A 24,980-nucleotide genomic window follows, 5' to 3' on the forward strand; every position below is an offset into this window, starting at 1 on the left:
ACCCATTCGCTCAGCACCATGCCCAGAGGGGTTAGGTACTGATCTGCTAAGTCCGCTGCTCTAACCAACATGAGCTAGAGGCCCAAATTTACTGCGTAAAACTACCAAATTTGCGGTTCAAATACCACACCTAGGTGCGTACCACATAAGAACCGTGGACCAAGGGATTATGAGTCCCCTGCTCTAACCAACTGAGCTATAGGCCCTCAGTAGGCCGCGGATTATAACGACGGTTTACGCGCTGTGCTATCCGAAACGTCTGAAACGGTTGTACGAAGAAATGTCGTGCAGAATTCCTCCGCGCGCAGGGGGAGGCTGACGAGGTATCCCTGGATTTGTTCGCAGCCCTCGTCCGCCAGGAATTGCTGCTGTTCGAGGGTTTCGACGCCTTCTGCGATGACTGTCAGCTGCATGCTGCGGCCCAGCGCAATGATGGCGCGGACAATCGCCGCATCGTGGGGGTCATCAGGCAAACCGCGCACGAACGATTGGTCGATCTTGAGGATGTCCAGCGGCAGGCGCTTGAGGTAACTGAGCGAAGAGTAGCCGGTGCCGAAGTCGTCGATCGCCAGCTGTACACCGAGTGTTTTCAGGCGATGCAGGACTGAAAGCGCTTCCTCGGTCTGCGACATGATGAAGTTCTCGGTGATCTCCAGTTGCAGACACCCTGGCTGCAGCTGGTGCTGGAGCAGCAGTCGTTCGATCTTGTTGACGAGATCGGTCTGACGTAACTGGGCGCCGGCAAGGTTCACTGACAACGGGCCGGACATGTCGTAGCGCTGGTTCCACGCATGCAATTGCTGGCAGGCCGTATCGAGTACCCATTCGCCGATCTGCAGGATCATGCCATTTTCTTCTGCCAGCGGGATGAACCGCTCAGGTGGGACATCGCCGAACGTGGGGTGAAACCAGCGTATCAGCGCTTCGGCGCCGACCAGTCGGTGTGTCAGCAAGCTGATCTTGGGCTGGTAGGACAGGGTGAACTCGTTACGCTCGATGGCGCGCCGCAGTTCGTGCTCCAGGGCGACTCGCTCGCTGGCCTGAGCGGTCAGATCGCGCGTGTAGTGCTCGACGCGGTTACGCCCTTTGGCCTTCGAACGATACATCGCTGCGTCGGCGTTCTTGATCAGCGTGGCGACGTCCGCGCCGTCTGTGGGAAACAGCGCGCTGCCAATGCTGGTGCTCATGAAGAACTCGTGTTCGCCCGCCTGAAACGGCGCTGAAAAGCTGTTGAGCAGCTTGGTGGCGACCACTTCGGCGTCAGTCGGATTTTGCAGGCCCGGCAATAGGATAATGAACTCGTCGCCTCCGAGTCGCGCGACGGTGTCGATGTCACGCAGGTTCTCCTTCAGGCGCACCGCAATGCTCTTCAGCAGCAGATCGCCGACCGGGTGACCGAGACTGTCATTGATGTGCTTGAAGCGATCCAAGTCGAGGAACAACACCGCGCCGAGGCTGTAAGCCGCTCTTGAGTGAATCAGCGCGGCGTGCAGTCGGCTTTCGAACAACGTCCGGTTTGGCAGGCCGGTCAGCGGGTCGTGATGCGCCTGATAATCCAACCGGGCCTGGGCCTGTTTCAGGCTGGAAATATCAGCGAACACCGCGACGAAATGGGTGATGAATTTATCGCGATTGCGCACGGCACTGATGGTCAGCCAGCTCGGGTAGATCTCACCATTTTTGCGCCGGTTGCTGATCTCGCCCTGCCAATGACCCTCTGCCGTCAGTTGGTACCACATGGCGGCGTAGAACGCGCTGTCGTGGAATCCGGACGCCAGGAGACGCGGTGTCTCGCCGAGGGCTTCCTGTTCGCTGTAGCCGGTGATCTCGCTGAAGGCGCGGTTGACGGCATTGATCCGCTGTCGGGTGTCGGTGATCAACACACCCTCCGCCGTGCTCTCAAATACCGTCGCGGCCAGTTGCAGTTTCTCCTGCATCTGGTGGCGGTCGGTGATGTCGCGCGCGATGGTGAGCATGCAATCCTCACCGGCAATCGGCAGCGGTCGCGCGGAAATCTCGCACAGGCGGATCTGACCATCCCTTCGACGAATGTGGCTGGTGAAGTCCTTCACGAACCCGTCGCGGTTTAATTGCTCAAGCAGTTGCTGTCGCTCGTTCAGGTCTACCCAGATGCCCAGGTCGAGGGTGGTACGGTCTACGGATAGCGAGCTGTGATAACCGGTGATCCGGCTGAAACCGTCGTTAACCTCCACCAGCAACCCGTCGTTTTGCCGTGTAATCAGCAGTCCGTCTGGCGAAGAATGGAAGGCCTTGGCAAATTTCTCTTCGGACATTTGCAGCTGTTGCTGGGCTTCCTTGAGCGGCGTGATGTCCCTCACCACCAGAACCACTGCGGGCGTGGAGTCCAGATCAAAGGGCTCGGCTGACAGAAGCCCGGTGAACAAGCGGCCATCACTGCGCCGAAACGGCATTTCCAGATTGCGTATGCTGCCCCTTTGAAGGCGTTGCAGCAGACTGTGGCCGATGTCGGGAATGCCCCAGATATTCAACTCGGAGGGCACGCGTCCTACAACGTCGGCCGGGCTGACGCCAATTTGCTCGGCAAATGCCGGATTGGCCTCCAGAAAACAACCATCGGAAAGGCGAGCGATCACCAGCATGTCAGGGCATTGCGCGAACACCGAGGCGAACTTCCCTTCCGACAGGCGCAGCGCTTCTTCGGTCTGCTTGGCTTCGCTGATGTCGATCATCAGCCCGCGCATCACGGGCTCTCGGCCACAGCCGATCATGCTCACGATATCGCGAATCCAGACCACCCTGCCGTCGGCGCTCAGGACTCGGTAATCGACGCTGTGATCATTGCCTTCCGCCACCTCACGGTCGCAGTAGGCTTGGGCGTAGTCGATGTCCTCGGGATGAACGATGCTGCGCCAGAATCCGGGCCTTCGCCACTGGTGCAGCGGATACCCCAGCAATTCCTGCGCATGGGGCGAGACGTAGTTGTAGGAGTAGTCGTGAGTGTTGGCTTCCCATGCGATGGCCGAAAGGCTCTCGATCATCCCGCGATAGTGGTACTCGCTGCTGCGCAGCTCTTGTTCCAGCGCGATCCGGCGGGAAATTTCCGAGCTGAGGCGACGGTTGACCCGCACCACAATGGCCAGCACCGTTGTCAGCACCAGCAGCCCGGGCAGTCCGATCAGCAAGAACTCGTGCCAGAGCTTGCTGCGTTCGCTGGCATGGATACCTGCCGGCAATGCGGCTGACGAATCCGTCAGGTCGTTGTGTCGTTCTGATGGGCGCGCCTGATTGACACCGACAAATCGGTCGCTGAGCAGGGGAGTGGATAAGTTTTGGTTTATATCGACTGGATTTCTGGATTGGGCGTCTTCGGTGGACTGTAACCCTTGCCGCATCGCTTGCCCTTCATCTTCGTTGTGAAGCAATGCCTGGGCGGAGACTGCAGAGGGGGTAAGCAAGCATAAGAGAGCAATGGCCGGCATCCAAATCATGGCAGCCTCGGTGATTCATGGGTAAGAATCAAACGAGTGTAGCCGGGCTGGACAACAGTGGCACTGTGCCGAAAATTTATTCCTTAAAACGCAAAACCCCCAGCAATGCCGGGGGTTTGGTATGACGCGTCGCTTACTCGTCGAGGAACGAACGCAGGTGTTCGCTTCGCGTCGGGTGACGCAGCTTGCGCAACGCCTTGGCTTCGATCTGACGGATACGCTCACGGGTTACATCGAACTGCTTACCGACTTCCTCAAGGGTGTGGTCAGTATTCATGTCGATACCGAAACGCATACGCAGAACCTTGGCTTCACGGGCGGTGAGGCCCGACAGCACTTCGCGCGTCGCTTCTTTCAAGCTCTCTACCGTGGCGACATCGATTGGCGACTGCATAGTCGAATCTTCGATGAAGTCACCCAGGTGGGAATCTTCGTCGTCACCGATCGGCGTTTCCATGGAGATCGGCTCTTTCGCGATCTTCAACACCTTGCGGATCTTGTCCTCAGGCATTTCCATGCGTTCGCCCAGCTCTTCCGGCGTCGGTTCGCGACCCATTTCCTGCAACATCTGACGGGAAATGCGGTTGAGCTTGTTGATCGTCTCGATCATGTGCACCGGAATACGAATGGTGCGTGCCTGGTCAGCGATCGAGCGAGTGATCGCCTGACGAATCCACCAGGTGGCGTACGTCGAGAACTTGTAACCACGACGGTATTCGAACTTGTCCACCGCCTTCATCAAACCGATGTTGCCTTCCTGGATCAGATCGAGGAATTGCAGGCCACGGTTGGTGTACTTCTTGGCGATCGAGATCACCAGACGCAGGTTGGCTTCAACCATTTCTTTCTTCGCGCGGCGGGCCTTGGCCTCACCGATCGACATCCGACGGTTGATGTCCTTGATTTCCAGGATGGTCAGGCCGGTTTCTTCTTCCAGCGCGGTCAGCTTTTGCTGGCAACGCTGAATGTCGGCCTGAAGACGACCAATGGCTTCAGCGTACTTGCTTTTGCCTTTGGCGAGCCCCTCGGTCCAGCTCTGGTCAACTTCGTTGCCCGGGAACTGGCGCAGGAAGTCGGCGCGCGGCATACGTGCATCACGAACACACAGCTGCATGATGGCGCGTTCTTGGGCACGCAGACGCTCAAGGGCACCGCGGACGCGCTCAACCAGACCTTCAAACTGTTTCGGAACCAGCTTGATCGGCATGAACAGCTCGGCCAGAGCCAGCAGTTCAGCGTTGGCCTGCTTGCTGCCACGACCGTGCTTTTTCAACGCCTTGAGGGCGATTGCCATCTGGTCTGAAACGGCACCGAAGCGCTGGGCGGCGATGACTGGATCCGGGCCGCTTTCGACCTCGTCCTCTTCATCGTCGCTAGCGTCGTCCTCTTCGTCGTCAGCCCCTTCGACCTTCTCGGCCTTGGGATCTACCGGCGGCGGGACTTCGGCTGGCGGCGCTATGCCGTCGTCCGGGTCGATATATCCGCTCAAAACGTCGGACAGGCGACCGCCTTCGGTGGTAACGCGAGTGTACTCGGAGAGAATGTGCTCAACCGTGCCAGGGAAGTGCGCGATGGCGCCCATCACTTCACGGATGCCTTCTTCGATACGCTTGGCGATTTCAATTTCGCCTTCACGTGTCAGAAGCTCGACGGTACCCATTTCGCGCATATACATGCGCACTGGGTCAGTCGTGCGACCGATGTCGGTCTCCACCGCAGCCAACGCAGCAGCGGCTTCTTCAGCGGCTGCCTCGTCGGTATCGGCGTCGGCCAACATAAGGGCGTCCGCATCCGGAGCACTCTCGTGTACGGGGATCCCCATGTCGTTGATCATGCGGATGATGTCTTCCACCTGCTCTGGATCTGAAATATCCTCAGGCAGGTGGTCGTTGACCTCTGCGTAAGTCAGATACTTCTGCTCACGACCCAGGGTGATCAACTCTTTGATACGAGACTGCTGTTGCGCTTTTCCGGACATAACACCCTATCCACTGAAGGTCTTGGCGGGCAAAAAACAAGCCGGGGATTATACCCGAGCTATGACCTCACACGCCAGTTGAGGTCGGGGTTTGTGCAGGAACTTTGCGATTTAACAGGTTGAGCAGCTGAACTTTTTCTTCCGCGCTCAGGCCTGACTGCCGTTCCTTCCTGATCAATTGCTCCAGATGTCGCTCGCGTTGGCGAGCAGACAAGCTAGTTATAGTGTCGAAAAACTGTTGTTCAAGGTTATCGGCCGAGATCAGCCATTCCTTTTCCGCCAGTTGACGCAGCAATCGTCCTTGATCGGTGCCATGCCAGCGGGCAATCAACTGCATCGTGCGCAGCTTCGGGTTTTTCTGTGTAGCGTCGATCAGGGCCACCAGAAGCTGTAAATACACATTCTCTTCATCGGCGAACGTACTGGCGTTGGCGACCTGCGCTGACAGTTCAGGGTGGTGCAGCAACGTTCTGAGTGCTGTCAGTGCCGGTGGCTCGACCGTCGCCGGTGTGCGTGGCCCGCGAGGTTCGAAATCAGGACGCTTGCCGTTCTTGTCCCATTTCTTGCCTTTGTCCCACGGCTTCTTGTCCCATTTCTTCTGCTGACCGCCCGGCGCGCTCGGTGTCCATTCCTGCTGCGCCTGGTAATCGTGCTGCTGGTAATCGCCATAATCCGGCACGGCCTCGTAATCAAAGCCTGGATCGTAGCTGGGCTGGGCTTCCGCCGGAGCGGACTGCATCAGTTGGTTAACCGCAGCGGTGTCCAGTCCGGTGATCTCTTTCAGGCGTCGACGCATCAGCTCACGCAAATTCGCGCCCGGCACTTTTTCGATCAGCGGCGCGGCCAGCGTTACCATGTGTGCCTTGCCTTCCAGGGAGCGCGGATCGGCCTCCTTGGTCAGTTGCTCGAAAAAATAGTCGGCCAGCGGTTGTGCATGCTGGTTGATCCTGGCCTTAAATGCGTCGGTGCCTTCGGCCCGCACCAGAGTGTCGGGATCTTCCCCTTCGGGCAGAAACAGAAACCTCGCGCGCCGGCCGTCTTGCAAACCGGGAATCGTCGCTTCCAGCGCACGCCAAGCGGCGTTTCGGCCAGCCTGGTCACCGTCAAAGCAGAACAACACGTTCGGTACCACGCGAAACAGCCGCTTCAAATGCTCTTCACTGGTCGCCGTACCGAGCGTCGCAACGGCATTGCGCAAGCCTTGTTGGGCCAGCGCAATAACGTCCATGTAGCCTTCGACGACGATAATCTCGTCCAGGTTACGGTTAAATTTGCGAGCTTCGAATAAACCGTATAACTCCTGACCCTTATGAAACACCGGGGTTTCAGGAGAGTTCAGGTATTTGGGCTTGTCGTCGCCCAGTACCCGCCCGCCAAATGCGATAACACGGCCGCGACTGTCGCGAATGGGGAACATCACCCGGTCGCGAAAGCGGTCGTAGCGTTTGCCGGTTTCGGCGTTTTCGATCAGCAGGCCGGCATCGATCATCGCCTTCTGTTGAAGGGTGTCGCTGCTAAGGTGTTTGTAGAGGTTATCCCAGCCAGGAGGGGCGAAGCCGAGTCCGAAGTCCCGGGCAATCTCGCCTGACAGGCCACGGCCTTTCAGGTATTCCACCGCAGATTTTCGCGTTGGATGGCTCTTCAGCGCAGCGCGATAGTAGTCGGCGGCGGCTGTTAATAGGGGGTAGAGCGGCGAATCGGTAGGCTGCCTGGGCTTTTGCCCTTTGACGCCTTGTTCGCGTGGGACTTCCATCCCGGCGGCTTTGGCCAGGTCTTCGACGGCCTGGGGGAAATCCAGGTTGTCGTGGTCCATGATGAAGCCGAGGGCATTGCCACCCGCGCCACAGCCGAAGCAGTAATAGAACTGTTTGTCCGGGCTGACGCTGAACGACGGTGTCTTCTCTTTATGAAAAGGACAACAGGCGCTGAAGTTCTTGCCGGTCTTTTTTAATTGAACGCGTGAGCTGACAACATCGACGATGTCGGTGCGGTTCAGGAGGTCGTCAATAAAACCTTGGGGAATCAGTCCGGCCATGGCGTTCTCATCATCAGGCGCCCCGCCAGAAAGATCGTGGCGAATCCAAACCGTAACGACGGTTGCTTGGTCAGTGTAGACGGGTCAACGCGGCCTGAGTCAGGCTGGAAGAAATCGACGGGGTTTGTCTCGGTCGCATCTGCGGCGTCAACAGCCTCTGTCTTGTGTTGCTTGATCGGTGTTGCCTGAGGCTAAAACTGCAACTGCCGACAGCCCGGCTTTGAAGGCCGGGCAAGGCAGAAGCTTGCGTCAGACGTCTGTATTAATACAGACGAACGGCGCGGCGCTGTTCGCGCTGTACTTTCTTGGCGTGACGCTTAACAGCAGCTGCTGCTTTACGCTTACGCTCAGAAGTCGGCTTCTCGTAAAATTCGCGGCTACGAACTTCAGCCAGAACACCGGCTTTTTCGCAGGAGCGCTTGAAACGACGCAGAGCTACGTCGAAGGGTTCGTTCTCTTTAACTTTGACGGCTGGCATCCAGAGCTACCTTCATTCATTACCGGGGTCAACGCTTACTGCAACGCTTGCACTAAGTACGTCGGTTTTTAAGGGTTGCGGATGTTAACCCCTTGCTTCGCGGAATGCAAAGCCTCTGATCGAAAAGCACTGGTCGCAGGCATGAGCGGCGACTATTATGCGCGCCTTCGAATTCAGCCTCCACAAGGCGTACCCCATGCTAGTACTGGGAATGGAAACTTCCTGCGATGAGACCGGTGTCGCGCTGTACGACAGCGAACGCGGGTTGCTTGCCGATGCATTATTCAGCCAGATCGACCTGCACCGCGTCTACGGTGGCGTGGTCCCGGAGCTTGCCTCGCGTGACCACGTAAAACGCATGCTGCCCTTGATTCGTCAGGTGTTGGCCGAGGCGGACTGCGCCGTGACCGAGATCGATGCCATCGCTTATACCGCTGGCCCGGGACTGGTCGGGGCCCTGCTGGTAGGGGCTTCGTGCGCACAGGCTCTGGCATTTGCGTGGGACATCCCGGCGCTGGGTGTTCACCACATGGAAGGGCATCTGCTGGCGCCGATGCTGGAGGAAAATCCGCCTGAGTTTCCGTTCGTCGCTTTGTTGGTTTCCGGCGGCCATACGCAACTGGTTCGCGTCGATGGCATTGGTCTTTACGAACTGCTGGGCGAGACCCTGGACGACGCCGCCGGCGAAGCTTTCGACAAAACCGCAAAGATGATGGGGCTGAACTACCCCGGTGGTCCGGAGATTTCCCGTCTGGCGCAATCCGGTGTGGCTGGGCGGTTTGTCTTTCCGCGTCCGATGACGGACCGCCCCGGGCTGGATTTCAGTTTCAGCGGCTTGAAAACCTTTTCGCTGAACACGTGGCAGCAGTGCCAAAGCGCCGGGGACGACAGCGAGCAAACCCGTTGCGACATCTCGCTGGCCTTCCAGCAGGCGGTGGTGGACACTTTGACCATCAAGTGCAAACGCGCGCTGAAGCAGACTGGGCTCAAACGTCTGGTCATTGCCGGGGGCGTGAGCGCGAACAAGGCGTTGCGCCTGTCGCTTGGGCAGATGCTCGATGGCCTGGGTGGCAATGTCTACTACGCGCGTCCTGAGTTCTGCACCGACAACGGCGCGATGATCGCCTTTGCCGGCTGCCAGCGTTTGCAGGCGGGGCAGAGGGAAAGTCTGAGCATTACGGTTCAGGCGCGCTGGCCGATGGAGCAGTTGCCCGGTCTTTGAGGGCAAATAGGTTCGAGCGCCTGATTGGGGATGTGAAAGGGGGCAGCGTCAGAAATGCCGTTCGCGCCCGGCAAACAGGTCGCGTAGATTGCCCCGATGGCGCCAGACGATGAGCAACGTCAATACGCTCATCGGCAGCAAAGCGTGGGGTTCCTGCCAGGCAAGCAGCGGAAGGGTGAGCGGCGTGGCAATCAGGGACGCCAACGAGCTGGTGCGAGTGAGGTAGAACGTCAGCAGCCAGGCGCCTATGGCGAGCAGGGCGGCTGGCGGATACAAGGCCAGCAACATGCCGGCGGCGGTGGCCACGCCCTTGCCGCCACGAAAACGGAAGTACAGCGGGAACAGATGCCCCAGCACTGCGCACAGTCCGATCCAGGCCTGCAGGCGTGGGTCGAGGTCCAATCCTCTGGCGATCAGCACCGGGATCATGCCTTTGCAGACGTCGCCAATCAGGGTCAGTACCGCGAGTTTCTTGCCGGCCAGGCGCAGCATGTTGGTGGCGCCGGCGTTGCCCGAGCCACTGGCGCGAGGGTCCGGGCGACCGGTTATGCGGCTGATCAGGATGGCAAAGGACAGCGAACCGAGCAGGTAGGCGAGGACCGCCAGTAACCAAAACATGCTAACCATTCCGGGCGAGGTTGCCTTGATTCTAACGGCGCATCGCGCCCTTGTCGTGCAGCGGAGAAACAGGCTTGGACAGAGTTTTCATTGAGGGTCTGGAGGTCGATACCGTCATCGGCGCTTACGACTGGGAGCGTGGCATTCGCCAGTGCCTGCGTCTGGACCTGAGTTTTGCCTGGGACAATCGGCCTGCAGCCGCAGGCGACGACCTGAGCAAGGCGCTCGATTACGCCAGTGTGTCCGCGCGAATTCAGACGTTCGCCGAAGCCTCTCAATTCCAGCTGGTCGAGACCTTTGCCGAGCGACTCGCCGAAGTGCTGATGAGCGAGTTCAACATTCCCTGGCTGCACCTCAAATTGACCAAGCCGGGAGCCGTGCCTGCGGCGAAGGGCGTTGGGGTGGAGATCGAGCGCGGATGTCGCTGACACGGATTTTTCTGGGACTGGGCAGCAACATCGAGCGGGAGCGCCATCTGTGCGCTGGCCTCGAGGCCCTTGCCGGCTTTCTGACCGACATGACCTGCTCGCCCGTGTTCGAAAGTCATCCGGTGGGGATCAAGAGCGGGCCGTTTTTCAATCTGGTGGTGTCGGCGCTGACCGACCTGCCGCTGACTGAGCTGGACCGCCGCCTCAAATTCATCGAAGCCGATAACGGGCGTTATGCCCCTGATCGAAAGGGGCTGCCGCTGGACATCGACGTCCTGCTGTATGGCGAACAGGTCGGCAACTTCGACGGCCTGATTCTGCCTCGGGCTGAAATCCTCAAAAACGCGTTCGTGCTGTGGCCGCTGTCACTGATCGCGCCGCAACGCCTGCATCCAGAGGCCGGCGTGTCATTTGCCCAGCTTTGGGCCGATGCGAACATCGATCAGAAACTCTGGCCGGTTGCCTTCGAATGGCGCGGCGAGCAACTTACCCCGGCCACCCTGCTGGCTACGATGTAGCAGGCAGCCCGACCGAGCCGTAGCCAAGCCAGCGGCTTAAAGCTGATACGACGCCTTGTATACCTTCAGCGTATCCAGCCGCTCCCGCTTGAGCGCCTCGCCCAGTTGCTGGCCCTGAAAACCCTTCTCCAGCAGCGGTTGCACTGCCACTTGCCGCGCCGCTTCGGCAGCACCGCGCAGGTACTCGGCTTGCGGATACGTGCGCGACTCAAATCCCTTGCGGCCTCGGGCGTCCATTTCGCAGGCAGCGATGAACTCCTCGAAGCGCTGCGGGCGACGATACACGTCAAAGCTCTGCAGCAGATCCAGCAATGTCGAAGGCTTCAGCTCCAGCGCGCGATGGCCATGGGTGTGATATTCGCCCACCAGCAGCGCCAGTTCCTGACAGTCCCTCGGCACCTTGAAACGCTGGTTCATTGCCTTGATCGCCTTGAGTCCTTTGTGCTCATGGGCGATATGCCGCGGCCATTCCTCTTGCGGCGTGAGGCCCTTGCCCAAGTCGTGCAGCAAGCAAGCCCAGCGAACGCTAAGCGGCTGGCGGTGCAGGGCGGACTGATGCAACACGCTGAGAACGTGCACACCGGTATCGATTTCAGGGTGATGGGCTTCCGGCTGAGGCACGCCAAACAGCGCGTCGACTTCTGGCATCAGCACGTGCAGGGCGCCGCATTCGCGCAGGACTTCGATGAACACCTGCGGCTCCCTTTCCATCAGCGCGCGGGAAATTTCCTTCCAGCTGCGCTCCGGTGTCAGCGCTTCCAGTTCACCCGAACCGCTCAGTTGGCGCATCAGTTCGAGGGTTTCCGGGGCGATGGTAAAACCGTCGGGGGCATAGCGCGCGGAGAAGCGGGCCACGCGCAGGACGCGCAGTGGATCTTCGGCGAACGCGGGGGAAACGTGACGTAATACTCGGGCTTCAAGGTCCTGCTGACCATGATAAGGATCAGTCAGTTGTCCATTCTTGTCTTCGGCAATGGCATTGATGGTCAGGTCGCGGCGGATCAGGTCTTGCTCCAGCGTGACGTCCGGGTGGGCGTGAAAAACAAAGCCGCCGTAGCCTTTGCCGGTCTTGCGTTCGGTGCGGGCCAGTGCGTACTCCTCACCGGTCAGCGGATGCAGGAAAACAGGAAAATCCGTTCCCACCGGGCGGTAGCCCTTGACCAGCATCTCTTCGGTCGACGCACCCACCACTACCCAGTCAATGTCAGTGACCGGTTTGCCAAGCAGGCGATCGCGTACCGCGCCGCCAACTTTATAAATCTGCATAAAAAAGCCTCCGTGAGGGCGACAGGATAAACCTTAAGTCGCGATCGCGGAGGCTGGAAACGCTCATGGTTTATAAGTGGACGACCGCCAGGTCCAGCCGGGGATATTCACTGTCAGCGTGTTCGCTTCTCGGCGGCACATGGTGGACTTTCATCACCTGGTCGCCTTGCAGCGTTTCCAGATGGATATCAAAACCCCACAACCGATGCAGGTGTTTCAGCACCTCATCCGTCGAATCGCCCAAGGGTTTGCGGTCGTGCTGTTGATGACGAAGGGTCAGGGAGCGGTCGCCGCGCCGGTCAATGCTGTAGATCTGCACGTTGGGTTCGCGGTTGCCGAGGTTATATTGCGCGGCGAGAGTTTCACGAATCACCTTGTAGCCGGTTTCATCGTGGATGGCGGGCACGAGGAGATCGTCCTTCTGGTCATCGTCGAGGATGCTGAACAACTTCAGGTCACGGATCACCTTGGGCGACAGGTACTGCAGGATGAAGCTCTCATCCTTGAAGCTGCTCATCGCAAACTTCACAGCCGTCAGCCAGTCGGTGCCGGCCAGATCGGGAAACCAGTGGCGGTCTTCCTCGGTCGGGTGCTCGCACATCCTCCGGATGTCCTGATACATGGCAAAGCCAAGCGTGTAGGGATTGATACCGCTGTAGTAGGGACTGTCGAAGCCCGGCTGGTAGACGACACTGGTATGAGAGGTCAGGAATTCGAGCATGAAGCCGTCAGTCACCAGCCCCTCGTCGTACAGATCGTTCATCAGCGTGTAATGCCAGAACGTTGCCCAGCCCTCATTCATCACTTGGGTTTGACGCTGTGGGTAGAAATACTGGGCGATCTTGCGCACGATGCGCACCACTTCACGCTGCCAGGGCTCCAGCAATGGGGCGTGCTTTTCGATGAAGTAAAGGATGTTTTCCTGGGGCTCGGCGGGGAAGCGCGAGAAGTCCTCTTTGTCGTTCTTGCTCGCACTTTTCGGAATCGTACGCCACAGATCGTTGATCTGCTTCTGCAGGTGCTCTTCCCGGTCCTTCATGCGGCGGCGTTCTTCCTCCGCCGAAATCGGATAGGGCCGCTTGTAGCGATCCACGCCGTAGTTCATCAGCGCGTGGCAGGAATCCAGCAGATCCTCGACCGCATCGATCCCGTGGCGCTCTTCGCACTGCATGATGTACTGCTTGGCGAAGACGAGGTAATCGATGATCGAACTGGCGTCGGTCCAGGTGCGGAACAGGTAATTGCCCTTGAAGAAGCTGTTATGCCCATAGCAGGCGTGGGCCACGACCAGCGCCTGCATGCAGATGGTGTTCTCTTCCATCAGATAGGCGATGCACGGATCGGAGTTGATGACGATCTCGTAGGCCAGACCCATCTGGCCTCGCGAGTAGGATTTTTCCGTACTGAGGAAGTGCTTGCCGTAGGACCAATGGTGATAACCCAAGGGCATGCCGACAGACGCATAGGCGTCCATCATCTGCTCGGCGGTGATCACCTCGATCTGGTTGGGGTAAGTGTCCAGCGCATAACGTTCGGCAATGCGGCTGATCTCCCGGTCGTAGGCCTGGATCAGTTCGAACGTCCACTCTGAACCCGTGGAGAGGGGTTGGCGCTTCTGCTCTCTAGCGGTCATGTCACTAACCTGCGCTGGAAGAGTTCACGGAACACCGGATAGATATCACCGGCAGAGACCAGCTGCTGCTGGGCGAACGTGTCGGCGAAGGCTTCGCCGATGCGTTCGTATTCGAACCACAGCGCCTGATGTTCGCGCGGGGTGATTTCGACGTAGGTGTAGTACTGCACGAACGGCATGATCTGTTTGATCAGGATATCGCGGCAAATGGGCGAGTCATCGTTCCAGTTGTCGCCGTCCGAGGCCTGGGCTGCGTAGATATTCCATTCGTTGGTGGGGTAGCGCTCGGCCATGATTTCCTGCATCAGCTTCAATGCGCTGGAAACGATGGTGCCGCCGGTTTCCCGTGAATAGAAAAACTCCTCTTCGTCGACTTCCCGCGCACTGGTGTGGTGGCGGATGAAGACGACTTCGATCTTGTCGTAGTTACGCTTGAGGAACAGATACAGCAGGATGAAAAAGCGCTTGGCGATGTCCTTGGTGGCCTGGGTCATCGACCCGGAAACGTCCATCAGACAGAACATCACGGCTTTGGAGCTAGGGTTCGGCTGTTTGACCAGCAGGTTGTATTTGAGGTCGAAGGTGTCCAGGTACGGGACGCGACGAATGCGCGCCTGAAGTTTCGCGGCCTCGATTTCCAGTTCCTGGATATCGCCGAAGTTGTCGGGCTCCTCGATCCTCAGGCGTTCCAGTTCAGCCTGCACCTGGCGCAGCTTGGCCCTGCTGCTGCCGGACAGCGCGATACGCCGCGCATGTGCCGAGCGCAATGTGCGGATGATATTGATGCGTGACGGGTTGCCTTCGTTACTGATGCCCGCGCGAACGGTCTTGAACGTGTCAGTGCCGCTCAGGTTGCGCTTGACCAGATTGGGCAGCTCCAGGTCCTCGAACATGAATTCGAGAAATTCTTCCTGAGTGATCTGGAACACGAACTCATCCATGCCCTCGCCAGAGTTGCCCGCCTTGCCAGGCCCTTTGCCACCGCCGCCACCTTGCGGGCGTGCGATGTGCTCACCGGTGGTGAACTCCTTGTTACCCGGATGAACAACCGTTTGCTTGCCGCCACGACCATGGTGCAACACCGGTTCGTCGATATCCCGCCCCGGAATACTGATCTGTTCGCCGTGCTCCATATCGGTAATGGAGCGCCGGCTGACGGCTTCTTCAACTGCCTTCTTGATGTGGTCACGATAACGGCGAAGAAAGCGCTGCCGATTCACCGTGCTCTTGTTCTTCCCATTGAGACGTCGGTCGATCACATAGCTCATAGGCCCCTCCGGGGAGCTTCAAGTTGTGAGCCGCAAGCTGCGAGTAGAGGCGGTTATCCGGAAAGCAGATGACGCGCTTTCTTCATGCAGCCTGTGGCTTGACGCTTGCAGCTGCCTTACTGCGATTTCCGGACCCGTAGGTACCATTCGGAAAGAAGCCTTACCTGTTTATCGGTGTAGCCCCGCTCGACCATTCGTGTGACAAAGTCGTTGTGCTTCTGCTGATCCTCTTTGCTGGCCTTGGCGTTGAAACTGATGACCGGCAGCAGGTCTTCGGTGTTCGAGAACATTTTCTTCTCGATCACCACCCGCAGCTTCTCGTAGCTCAGCCAGGTCGGGTTCTTGCCGTTGTTGTTGGCGCGGGCTCGCAGCACGAAGTTGACGATCTCGTTGCGGAAGTCTTTCGGGTTACTGATGCCAGCCGGTTTTTCGATCTTCTCCAGTTCCTCGTTCAACGCCACGCGATTCAGGATCTCGCCGGTCTCCGGATCACGGTATTCCTGATCCTGAATCCAGAAGTCCGCGTACAGCACGTAGCGGTCAAAAATGTTTTGGCCGTACTCGCTGTAGGACTCGAGGTACGCAGTCTGGATTTCCTTGCCGATGAACTCGATGTAGCGCGGCGCCAGGTATTCCTTGATGAAGCGCAGGTACCGCTCGCGGGTTTCAGCCTGGAACTGTTCCTGCTCGATCTGTTGCTCCAGCACGTACAGCAAATGGACCGGGTTGGCGGCGATCTCATGGGGGTCGAAGTTGAAAACCTTCGACAAGATCTTGAACGCGAACCGGGTCGAGAGTCCGTTCATGCCTTCGTCGACACCGGCGCTGTCGCGGTATTCCTGAATCGACTTGGCTTTTGGATCGGTGTCCTTGAGGTTCTCGCCGTCGTAGACCCTCATCTTGGAATAGATGTTGGAGTTGTCCGGCTCTTTAAGCCGCGACAGCACAGTGAACTGCGCGAGCATTTTCAGCGTGTCCGGCGCGCAGTGGGCTTTGGCCAGCGAGCTGTTGAACAGCAGCTTGTCGTAAATCTTGATCTCGTCACTGACCCGCAGGCAGTAGGGCACCTTCACGATGTAGATCCGGTCGATGAAGGCTTCGTTGTTCTTGTTGTTGCGGAAGCTGTGCCATTCCGATTCGTTGGAGTGGGCCAGCAAAATACCGGTGAACGGAATCGCGCCCAGGCCTTCGGTACTGTTGTAGTTACCTTCCTGGGTGGCGGTCAGCAGTGGGTGAAGCACCTTGATCGGCGCCTTGAACATTTCCACGAATTCCATCAGGCCCTGGTTGGCCCGGCACAGCGCGCCCGAATAGCTGTAAGCGTCAGCGTCGTTCTGTGGGTATTCCTCGAGCTTGCGGATATCGACCTTACCCACCAGCGCCGAGATGTCCTGGTTGTTCTCGTCGCCGGGCTCGGTTTTGGCGACGGCGATCTGGTTGAGAATGGAAGGGTAGAGTTTCACCACTTTGAACTGACTGATGTCGCCGCCGAATTCGGCCAGGCGTTTCGTCGCCCATGGCGACATGATGGTGTTCAGGTACCGGCGCGGGATGCCGTAGTCCTCTTCGAGGATCGTCCCGTCTTCGGTGGGTTTGAACAGGCCCAAAGGGGATTCGAAAACCGGGGACCCTTTGATGGCGTAGAACGGTACTTTTTCGACCAGTGTTTTGAGTTTTTCAGCCAGGGACGACTTGCCGCCGCCTACCGGGCCGAGCAGGTAAAGGATCTGTTTCTTCTCTTCCAGGCCTTGGGCGGCGTGGCGGAAGTACGAGACGATTTGCTCGATGCAGTCCTCCATGCCATGGAAATCCTCGAACGCCGGATAGCGCCGAATGACCTTGTTGGAGAAGATTCTGGACAGCCTGGAATTGGTCGACGTGTCGAACAACTCAGGCTCACCGATGGCCATCAGCAGACGTTCTGCGGCGGAAGCGTATGCGCTGCGATCGGTTTTGCAGAGCTCGAGATACTCCTGTAGCGAGAGCTCTTCCTGCCGTGTCGATTCAAAGCGTTGTTGGAAGTGGCTAAAAATACTCATGACGTCACCTCGCTCGATACGTGGAGCCGGCGGCGGATCGTCAGTTGATGCTGGATGGAAGCCGATCACGCGGCTGCCATTACCCCCCAAACACCATAAAAGTAGCTACCGATGACCCACGCGCCGGTGTACCGGCTCTCCCCTGATTCGGATGGCCTGAGGCTAAGAGTAGTTCGGATTCGGGCACAGAAAGAAGCAATGGGGATGAAGAGGGCATACCCGTTCGTCAGATGAGGGCGCGAGCCCGCGTAGGACGCGGGATAGCGGCCAGCAAAAATATTTTTCGATCAGCCTTGCGTGGTTTCAGCAGGGAATTGGGTTTTCCACAACTCGAAACCGCCATCCATGCTGTAGACCTCGGAGAAGCCCTGACCTACAAGATAGGCCGCTGCGCTCTGACTGGAGTTGCCGTGATAGCAGAGGACGACCAACGGTTTGTCCAGATCGGCCTGACGGATGAAGTCGGCGATGGAGTGATTGTCGAGATGATGGGAATCCGGAATGTGCTGGGACGCGTAGGTCTGCGCGTCACGTACGTCCACCAGTACCGCGCCTTGTTCGCGCAGGGCATGGACTTGTTCGGGTGAAATGCGTTTGAAGTCAGTCATGGCTCGGGCTCCTGGGCCGTCGGGTCCTCGAACGGTCGAGAACGTAGTGAGATCTTTACTGCTGCAGCGGAATTGGCTCGCTGAGGGGGGTTAGCGCAGGGGCGGGTACCTTTGCGTTGCCGCGCTCGTCGCAGTCGCAACGGATCAGCGCGCGAGTGTCGACGTTGAGCAGCGTCATGGCGCCGCCCCAGACACAGCCCGTGTCCAGCGCATACACCCCGGGCTCGTCACATCGGCCTTCAAGTGCGGCCCAGTGACCAAAAATGATACCGACGCCCTTGGTCTTGCGCTCCTTGTGCTTGAACCACGGCGCGTAACCCGCCGGCGCACTGTCGAGGCCTTCCTTGCTCTTGAGGTCGAGCTTGCCATCGCTGGTGCAAAAACGCATGCGCGTGAAGTAATTGGTGATCACACGCAGCCGGGTGACGCCCTGCAGGTCTTTGTCCCACTTGGCAGGCTCGTTGCCGTACATGCCGTCGAGAAAAGGCTCGAAGCGATTGTCATCGCGCAATGCCTCTTCCACCTCTTCGGCGCAGCGCAGTGCTTTCTTCAGCGTCCATTGCGGCGGGATCCCTGCGTGGACCAGTGCGATGTCGCGTTCAGCGTCGTAATGCATCAGCTTCTGTTGGCGCAACCAGTCGAGCAGCACGACGGCGTCTGGCGCTTCGAGGATTTCCCGCAGCGTGTCGCCTTTCTTCAGGCGCTCGATATTGCGGCCGGCCGCCAGCAGGTGCAGGTCGTGATTGCCCAGCACGCAGACGATCGAGTCGCGCATGGCGTAGAGATAGCGCAGGGTTTCCAGTGACTGTGGACCTCGGTTGACGAGGTCGCCGACCAGCCAGAGCGTGTCTTTGCCGGGCTCGAATGCAACGCGTTCGAGCAGGCACTTCAGCGGTTCAAGGCAGCCTTGCAGGTCGCCGACTGCGTAGACCGCCATCAGTGAAGCGCCCCCGGGACGGCCAGACGGAACGGAGCGATGACAGCATCGAAGCGCTTGCCGTCTTCGGCGAGCATTTGATAAGTGCCCTGCATGTTGCCCACCTTGGTGGTCATCACGGTGCCGCTGGTGTAGGTGTGGCTTTGTCCCGGCTGGATCAGCGGTTGCTGTCCCACAACGCCGTCGCCGCGCACCTCTTCAACCTGACCGTCGCCGTCGGTAATCACCCAATGGCGTGACAGCAACTTGGCTGGCAACTCGCCGTTGTTCTGCACGGTGATGGTGTAGGCGAAGGCGAAGCGGTTTTGCTCAGGCTGAGACTGTTCGGCTAGGAATCGGGTCTCGACGCTGACGTCGACCTGGTAACGAGAATCAGACATGCAAGAGGCCTTAGAAGCGAAAGCGGAAATAGCCGGAAGTCGTCCGGTTGGAAATCAGTCTAAGACATGTCACGGATAAAGACCGATGAGGCTTTGACCGGACATGTCCCGAGAAGGTCAGGCGGCGACTGGCTTTTCGCTGAGCTTGTCGGCCAGTCGCACAAACGCCGCCAGATCCAGCTGCTCCGGACGCAGGCTGCCATCGACGCCGGCTTCGGTGATTTCTTCGCTGGTCAGCAGGGCTTTCAGCGTATTGCGCAGGGTCTTGCGGCGCTGGTTGAAGGCCTCGCGGACGACGCGCTCAAGCACGCGGTGATCCTTGGCCGGGTGCGGCAGGGTTTCGTGGGGCACCAGACGAACGATGGCCGAATCGACTTTAGGCGGCGGATTGAACGCGCCCGGACCAACGTTGAACAGATGCTCAACGCGGCAGTGGTACTGAACCATGATCGACAGCCGTCCCCAATCACCGCCACCCGGACCTGCCGCCAGGCGCTCGACCACTTCTTTCTGCAGCATGAAGTGCATGTCGCGGATCAGGTAAGCGTTCTGCAGCAGGTGGAAAATCAGCGGCGTCGAGATGTTGTACGGCAGGTTGCCGACGACACGGAGGCTGTTGGGTGCGGCGTTCAGGCTGGTGAAGTCGAACTTCAGTGCGTCACCCTGATGCAGACTGAAATTCGGCTTGCTGCCGAACTGATGCATGAGAATCGGCACGAGGTCTTTGTCGAGCTCGACGACGTCCAATTGTGCGCCGCTGTTCAGCAGGCCCTCGGTCAGGGCGCCTTGTCCCGGGCCGATTTCCAGCATGCGGTCCTCGGTCTTGGCCCGAATGGAGCGCAGGATCTTGTCGATCACACCGGCATCGTGCAGGAAGTTCTGGCCAAAACGCTTGCGCGCCTTGTGTTGAAATTGCTCGTTCATGAATGGGTCTCGGCCATCTGATAGGCGGTTTCCAGAGCGACCCTGAGGCTGCCGGTGTCAATCTTGCCGGTGCCCGCCAGATCCAGCGCCGTGCCGTGATCGACGGAGGTGCGAATGATCGGCAGGCCCAGCGTGATGTTGACGGCGGCGCCGAAGCCTTTGTACTTCAGCACGGGCAGGCCCTGGTCGTGGTACATCGCCAGCACTGCGTCGCAGTGCTCCAGATATTTGGGGGTGAAGAGCGTGTCGGCAGGCAGCGGTCCATGTAAATCCAGGCCCTCGCTGCGCAGACGCGCCAGAGTAGGTTCAATGATGTCGATTTCTTCGCGGCCCAGGTGACCGCTCTCGCCAGCATGGGGGTTCAGGCCACAGACCAGAATCCGCGGGCGGGCGATGCCGAATTTGTTGACCAGATCCGCGTGAAGGATGCGCGTCACGCGCTCCAGCCGTTCAGCGGTGATCGCGTCGGCGACGTCACGCAGGGGCAGGTGAGTGGTCACCAGCGCCACGCGCAGATCACCGGTTGCCAGCATCATCACCACCTGTTCGGTGTGGGTCAGCTCGGCAAGAAATTCAGTGTGCCCGGAGAACGCGATGCCACTGTCGTTGATCACGCCCTTGTGCACCGGCGCTGTGATCATGCCGGCGAAGTGGCCGTCCAGGCAGCCCTGGCCGGCGCGGGTCAGGGTTTCGAGCACGAAGCCGCCATTGGCTTTGTCGAGCTGGCCTGCAATGACCGGCGCCTGAACCGGGGTGTCCCAGACATACAGACTGCCAGAGGGGGCCGGGACGTCAGGCCAGGCGGCGGGTGTGACGGGGATCAAGCTGACAGCCACACCCAGCTGGACGGCCCGCTCGGTGAGCAGGTCGCAGCTGGTAATGGCAATCAGGGGATGGGGCTGGGACTGCGCGGCGAGCAGCAGGCAAAGGTCGGGACCGATGCCGGCCGGCTCGCCGGGTGTCAGGGCGAAACGCTGGGGTTTCACTTGGCCGCCTGATCAGCTCCGGGGAGCTTGATCTCGACGTAGGCTTCATCACGGATCTGACGCAGCCAGGTTTGCAGCTCTTCGTCGTACTTGCGGTTACGCAGCACAGTCATCGCCTGTTGCTCACGGGCCTGACTGGTGCTGTCAGTCGAGCGACGGCCGAGGACTTCCAGAACGTGCCAGCCGAATTGAGTCTCGAACGGCTTGGACACGACACCCTGAGGTGTCTCGTTCATGACGTCGCGGAACTCCGGAACCAGCGAACGCGGGTCAACCCAGTTCATGTCGCCGCCGTTGAGCGCCGAACCTGGATCTTCAGAGAAGCTCTTCGCCAGTTCGCCGAAGTCTTCGCCATTCTGGATCCGGTCGTAGATACGTTGCGCCAGCAGCTTGGTCTCGGCTGGGCTGCGGATTTCGCTTGGCTTGATCAGGATGTGACGAACGTGGACTTCGTCGCGCATCTGGGTCTGAGTCTCGCCGCCGCGTTTTTCCAGCAGCTTGAGAATGATGAAGCCGCCCGGTGTACGCGCAGGAGGGGTGACCTCGCCCGGACGCATCGACGACAGCATGTCACCAAACGGAGGCGGCAACTGAGCGGCTTTACGCCAGCCCATGTCACCACCGTCCAGAGCACTTTCGCTGGCCGACGACGCGATTGCCATCTGCTCGAAGTTCGCACCCTGTTGCAGCTTGCCGTAGAGGTCCTTGGCTTTGGCTGCAGCGGCCTGAATTTGATCCGACGTCGCGCTGTCCGGCGTCGGGATCAAGATGTTGGCCAAGTGGAATTCTTCGGAGAACTGAGCCTTGCCCAGGTCGGAAGCGAGGAAGTTCTTCACTTCCTGCTCCGAGACCTGAATACGTTCGGCAACCCGACGCTGACGCACACGGCTGATGATCATTTCCCGGCGGATCTGCTCACGTGCGCTGGTGTAGGACAGCCCGTCGTGGGTCAGCGCAGCCTTGAACTGGTCAACGCTCATGTTGTTGCGTTGAGCGATGGTTGCAACCGCCTGATTCAGTTCTTCATCGCTGATGCGAATGCCGGAGCGTTCGCCGATCTGGATCTGCAGGTTTTCCAGGATCAGACGATCCAGGACCTGAGACTCCAGCGCGCTGGCAGGCGGAACACCCTGCCCGCGCTTGGCGATGGTTTGCTGAACCTCACGGGTGCGCTGGTCGAGCTGGCTTTGCATGACCACGTCGTTGTCGACGATGGCAACTACCTTGTCGATGGTGCGCACTTCAGCGTGCGCAACAGTACCGATAAGCAGCGCGCCCAGCATCAGCGGGCGCAGACAATCAGAAAGCTTGGTCTTCACGTTCACGATAACCTTGGATGCCTTTGTCGAGGAAGCTTTCAACTTTTTGGCCAACGACGCCGCCAAGTCCCTTCAACACGATTTGTAGGAAGACGCCGCGGTCGCCTTTCTCGTTCTGCGGTATCTCTTGGGTGGACTCGTCATAGTCGACCCAGTACCGGTTGATCAGACGCAGCTTCCAGCAGCAGTTGTCATATTCAAAACCACCAAAGGCTTCGAGGGTGCGGTCACGGTTGTAGTCGTACTGCCAGCGAGCGATGGCGCTCCACTGCGGAACCACAGGCCAGATGACCGAGAAGTCATGTTGCTGAATCTTGTAGTAGTCCTTGATGACGGTGCCATCCGGATAGGTGTAGTCACCCCCACCTACGCTCCAGCGACCTGTAGTCTGGTCGTAACGAACCTGGTCGTTGCGATAGCGGTAGCCGGCGTTGATGATCTTGCCCGGCTCGTCTTCAGGCTGGTAGTGAACCATTGCGCTGCCGGAGCGAGTGCTGCGGCTGTCCGGGTCCCAGTTGAAGTCCGACGTCGCCCGCCAGTCGCGGTTGAAGCGATATTCGTATTCCAGTGCGTAAGGCGACACGTCGGACTGGGCGTCCTTGCGGTCTTCGTAGGCAATGCCTGGCAGTTGCACCTTACGGTCGGCGAAATACACCGCCTGACCAATGCTGACACGCTGACGCTCGAAACCGTTGTCTTCGATCCAGCGGTTGGTTACGCCCAGCGACAGTTTGTTTTCGTCACCGATACGGTCGGAGCCGACGAAGCGGTTGTCGCGGAACAGCGAGGCGTAGTTGAACGTGGTTTCACCCGAGTCGAAAATCGGGATATCGGTTTGATCTTTCTCTGGCACGTAGAGGTAGTACGCACGAGGCTCCAGCGTCTGGCGGTAGTTTTTCCCGAACCAGTTGGTGTTGCGATCGAAATACAGGCCGCTGTCGACGCTGAAAATTGGCACGCTGCGGTTTTCGCTGCTGTGATAAGTCTCATCCGCCAGCAACGTGCTCTTGCCCTGCGAGTCCAGGTCCAGATCGTACTGGGTGTAAACGTACTTCAGCTTGGGCGTTACAAAACCGTAGCTGGCAGTCAGCGGCAGGCTGATGGACGGCGCCAGGTTCAGACGATCGCCGTTCGCACGAGCAAGCCCCCGGACGTTGGTGTCCAGACGCGGCGAAGTCACGTCGTCTTCGTTGGTGTAGCCACCGGTTCTCAAATCGCGATCAAAGCGAACCAGCTCAGTCTCGTAATCGAACTTGAAGCCTGCAGGCTGGAACGGCAGCGAACCGTTCAGCGTGAGCTGAGGCAGGCGGCCATAAGGCGTGATCTGGGTCACGGTGGTCAGCTGATACTGCTGAGCGTTCAGCGTCGCGGTGTAGTTATCACCACGATAGTAGACCGCGCCCTGCTGGTTCAGGTAGTCGTGGGTGCTGACGCCTTCCTGACCGCTTTTCAGGTCCTTGAAGTAGTAAGGATCGCTGACTTTGGTGTAGTCGATCTTGCTGGTCAGACGCGAATCCAGACCACTTCGATCCTGCCAGTTGATCAACCAGCGGGTGTCTTTGTAGTCCGACTGATTTTTGCGATCGTCGTTGTCGTCGTTCAGGTAAGCCGCACCGAACTGACCTTCACTGCTCTTGGTCAGGTAACGGAACTCGCCTTCCAGCAACATGCCGCGCTTGGCCATGTAGGTCGGGTACAACGTGGCGTCGTAGTTCGGCGCCAGGTTGAAGTAGTACGGAGTGAGCAACGAGAAGCCGGTGTCGCTGTCCGTGCCGATGGTCGGTGGCAGGAAGCCGGACTGGCGACGGTCGTCGATCGGGAAATAGATGTAAGGCGTGTAAAGGATCGGAATGTCATGAACGCGCAGTGTGGCGTTGGTGGCAGTACCGAAACCGGTGGCCGGATTCAGGGTGATGTTGTTGCCCTTAACGGTCCACGCGTTGCTGTTCGGTTCGCACGTGGTGTACGTGCCGTCCTTCAAGCGGATGATCGCGTTCTCGGCACGACGAGCGTACAGGGCGTTACCGCGAACGTTGTTCTTGTGCAGCACGTACTCGGCGTTGTCGACTTTGGCTTCGCCGGTGTCGAGCTGGACTTCAGCGTGATCACCGACGATCAGGGCGCCGTTGTCGCGCAGACGGACATCGCCGTTCAGCTCGCCACGGTTCTCGGCCTGATGCAGGCTGGCTTCGTCAGCCTCGACCTGCATGCTGCCCTGACGCAGGACGACGTCGCCGGCCAGGGTCGCAACCTGTTCTTCCTGCTGATAACGGGAAGCCTTGGCACCGATGAAAGTCGGTGCGTCGCTCTTCGGCGTCTTGTCGTCCATGCCCGGACGGATCGGTTCGATGTAGGCGCCCGAGCAGTACGGACCGGTCTCGGCCAGTTGGGCTGCGGTCAGCTTCTCGCGCGGAACCCAGTCAAGGTGGCTGTAATCGGCGCTGCGCGATTTCAGGCCACGGCCCTTGGCCTCGGTGACCAGCATCGTTTTGGGCACGACTTCGCCATCGGAGGTGGTGGTCGTCTGAGCCCCATCTGCCGTGCTGCTGTTGGACGAAACACTGTTGGCGTCGTGCACGGGGCGCGGAGGCAACTGGGCTGCGTTGGTTTTCGGAGAGCAATCCCATGCACCTGTTGCAGACACCGAGCAGTCATACTGTTCGGCGGCAACCACGTACGGGACGGCCAGGGGTTGCATCGCCAGCAAACTGCCGGTTACGAGCAACGGAAATTTTTTACGAAACGCGGGGGATTTCAATGCCATCTTATTAGTCCGGGCTTCCTGCGCGCCATCTGCCCGCGGGGGGGCCGCACGCCTCTCGATGGGCTGAAAAAGATGTCGGATAATAAAGCATGACCCGCTTGACGGCTAG

The 24,980-nt window shown here is 59.0% G+C and carries 18 protein-coding genes and 1 pseudogene; 3 read left to right on the top strand and 16 right to left on the bottom strand.

What is annotated here, in order from left to right:
* Positions 1-221: 221 nt before the first annotated feature.
* From ACYASU_RS25915 to rpsU, 4 genes and pseudogenes are all read right to left on the bottom strand, one after another.
* Positions 222-3,164: pseudogene (locus tag ACYASU_RS25915) on the bottom strand (sensor domain-containing protein); the annotation flags it as partial.
* A gap of 439 nt (positions 3,165-3,603) precedes the next feature.
* Positions 3,604-5,448 (bottom strand): RNA polymerase sigma factor RpoD, encoded by a 1,845-nt coding sequence (gene rpoD, locus ACYASU_RS25920; protein WP_463584522.1) that lies wholly within the window; start codon positions 5,446-5,448, stop codon positions 3,604-3,606.
* Between the two features lie 67 nt (positions 5,449-5,515).
* On the bottom strand, positions 5,516-7,483 hold the full coding sequence (gene dnaG, locus ACYASU_RS25925) for a DNA primase (protein ID WP_463584523.1): 1,968 nt from the start codon (positions 7,481-7,483) through the stop codon (positions 5,516-5,518).
* A gap of 262 nt (positions 7,484-7,745) precedes the next feature.
* On the bottom strand, positions 7,746-7,961 hold the full coding sequence (gene rpsU / locus ACYASU_RS25930) for a 30S ribosomal protein S21 (protein ID WP_002551877.1): 216 nt from the start codon (positions 7,959-7,961) through the stop codon (positions 7,746-7,748).
* A 196-nt stretch (positions 7,962-8,157) separates the two neighbouring features.
* Between rpsU and tsaD the strand changes: the two genes are divergently transcribed.
* Entirely contained in the window at positions 8,158-9,183 is a 1,026-nt protein-coding gene (tsaD, locus tag ACYASU_RS25935; RefSeq protein WP_463584524.1) for a tRNA (adenosine(37)-N6)-threonylcarbamoyltransferase complex transferase subunit TsaD, read from the top strand.
* A 48-nt stretch (positions 9,184-9,231) separates the two neighbouring features.
* On the opposite strand, the gene plsY is transcribed toward tsaD, so the two are convergent.
* Positions 9,232-9,801, bottom strand: a complete 570-nt coding sequence (plsY, locus tag ACYASU_RS25940; RefSeq protein ID WP_074886952.1) for a glycerol-3-phosphate 1-O-acyltransferase PlsY — start codon at positions 9,799-9,801, stop codon at positions 9,232-9,234.
* A 74-nt stretch (positions 9,802-9,875) separates the two neighbouring features.
* On the opposite strand from plsY, the gene folB reads away from it, so the two are divergent.
* Both folB and folK read left to right on the top strand, forming a co-directional pair.
* The gene (folB, locus tag ACYASU_RS25945) at positions 9,876-10,229 is read left to right on the top strand and encodes a dihydroneopterin aldolase (protein ID WP_423573498.1); all 354 of its coding nucleotides are present in this window, start codon (positions 9,876-9,878) and stop codon (positions 10,227-10,229) included.
* On the top strand, positions 10,220-10,747 hold the full coding sequence (gene folK, locus ACYASU_RS25950; RefSeq protein ID WP_282368215.1) for a 2-amino-4-hydroxy-6-hydroxymethyldihydropteridine diphosphokinase: 528 nt from the start codon (positions 10,220-10,222) through the stop codon (positions 10,745-10,747). Before folB ends, folK begins: the two co-directional genes overlap by 10 nt.
* Positions 10,748-10,783: 36 nt before the next feature.
* On the opposite strand, the gene ACYASU_RS25955 is transcribed toward folK, so the two are convergent.
* From ACYASU_RS25955 to ACYASU_RS26005, 11 genes are all read right to left on the bottom strand, one after another.
* Positions 10,784-12,013 (bottom strand): multifunctional CCA addition/repair protein, encoded by a 1,230-nt coding sequence (locus ACYASU_RS25955; RefSeq protein ID WP_463584525.1) that lies wholly within the window; start codon positions 12,011-12,013, stop codon positions 10,784-10,786.
* A gap of 70 nt (positions 12,014-12,083) precedes the next feature.
* Positions 12,084-13,646 carry a SpoVR family protein gene (locus ACYASU_RS25960; protein ID WP_133775468.1) on the bottom strand — a complete coding sequence of 521 codons (1,563 nt, stop codon included), beginning with the start codon at positions 13,644-13,646 and terminating at the stop codon, positions 12,084-12,086.
* A complete protein-coding gene (locus tag ACYASU_RS25965) occupies positions 13,643-14,914 on the bottom strand; it encodes a YeaH/YhbH family protein (RefSeq protein ID WP_074886967.1) in 1,272 nt (423 codons plus the stop codon). The genes ACYASU_RS25960 and ACYASU_RS25965 overlap by 4 nt, the downstream gene beginning before the upstream one ends.
* 116 nt (positions 14,915-15,030) lie before the next feature.
* Positions 15,031-16,953 (bottom strand): PrkA family serine protein kinase, encoded by a 1,923-nt coding sequence (locus tag ACYASU_RS25970; protein WP_192173109.1) that lies wholly within the window; start codon positions 16,951-16,953, stop codon positions 15,031-15,033.
* A gap of 287 nt (positions 16,954-17,240) precedes the next feature.
* Positions 17,241-17,561, bottom strand: a complete 321-nt coding sequence (glpE, locus tag ACYASU_RS25975) for a thiosulfate sulfurtransferase GlpE (protein ID WP_192173108.1) — start codon at positions 17,559-17,561, stop codon at positions 17,241-17,243.
* 55 nt (positions 17,562-17,616) lie between these two features.
* Positions 17,617-18,498, bottom strand: coding sequence for a symmetrical bis(5'-nucleosyl)-tetraphosphatase (locus ACYASU_RS25980; protein ID WP_192173107.1), 882 nt, complete (start codon positions 18,496-18,498; stop codon positions 17,617-17,619).
* Positions 18,498-18,878, bottom strand: coding sequence for a Co2+/Mg2+ efflux protein ApaG (gene apaG, locus ACYASU_RS25985; protein ID WP_192173106.1), 381 nt, complete (start codon positions 18,876-18,878; stop codon positions 18,498-18,500). The genes ACYASU_RS25980 and apaG overlap by 1 nt, the downstream gene beginning before the upstream one ends.
* Positions 18,879-18,995: 117 nt before the next feature.
* The gene (rsmA, locus tag ACYASU_RS25990) at positions 18,996-19,802 is read right to left on the bottom strand and encodes a 16S rRNA (adenine(1518)-N(6)/adenine(1519)-N(6))-dimethyltransferase RsmA (RefSeq protein WP_192173105.1); all 807 of its coding nucleotides are present in this window, start codon (positions 19,800-19,802) and stop codon (positions 18,996-18,998) included.
* Positions 19,799-20,788, bottom strand: coding sequence for a 4-hydroxythreonine-4-phosphate dehydrogenase PdxA (gene pdxA / locus ACYASU_RS25995; RefSeq protein WP_463584526.1), 990 nt, complete (start codon positions 20,786-20,788; stop codon positions 19,799-19,801). Before pdxA ends, rsmA begins: the two co-directional genes overlap by 4 nt.
* Entirely contained in the window at positions 20,785-22,107 is a 1,323-nt protein-coding gene (locus tag ACYASU_RS26000; RefSeq protein WP_192173103.1) for a peptidylprolyl isomerase, read from the bottom strand. The genes pdxA and ACYASU_RS26000 overlap by 4 nt, the downstream gene beginning before the upstream one ends.
* Positions 22,088-24,871 (bottom strand): LPS-assembly protein LptD, encoded by a 2,784-nt coding sequence (locus tag ACYASU_RS26005; RefSeq protein WP_192173102.1) that lies wholly within the window; start codon positions 24,869-24,871, stop codon positions 22,088-22,090. The genes ACYASU_RS26000 and ACYASU_RS26005 overlap by 20 nt, the downstream gene beginning before the upstream one ends.
* Between the last annotated feature and the right edge of the window lie 109 nt (positions 24,872-24,980).

It is taken from the genome of Pseudomonas sp. HP_12, assembly GCF_055283955.1.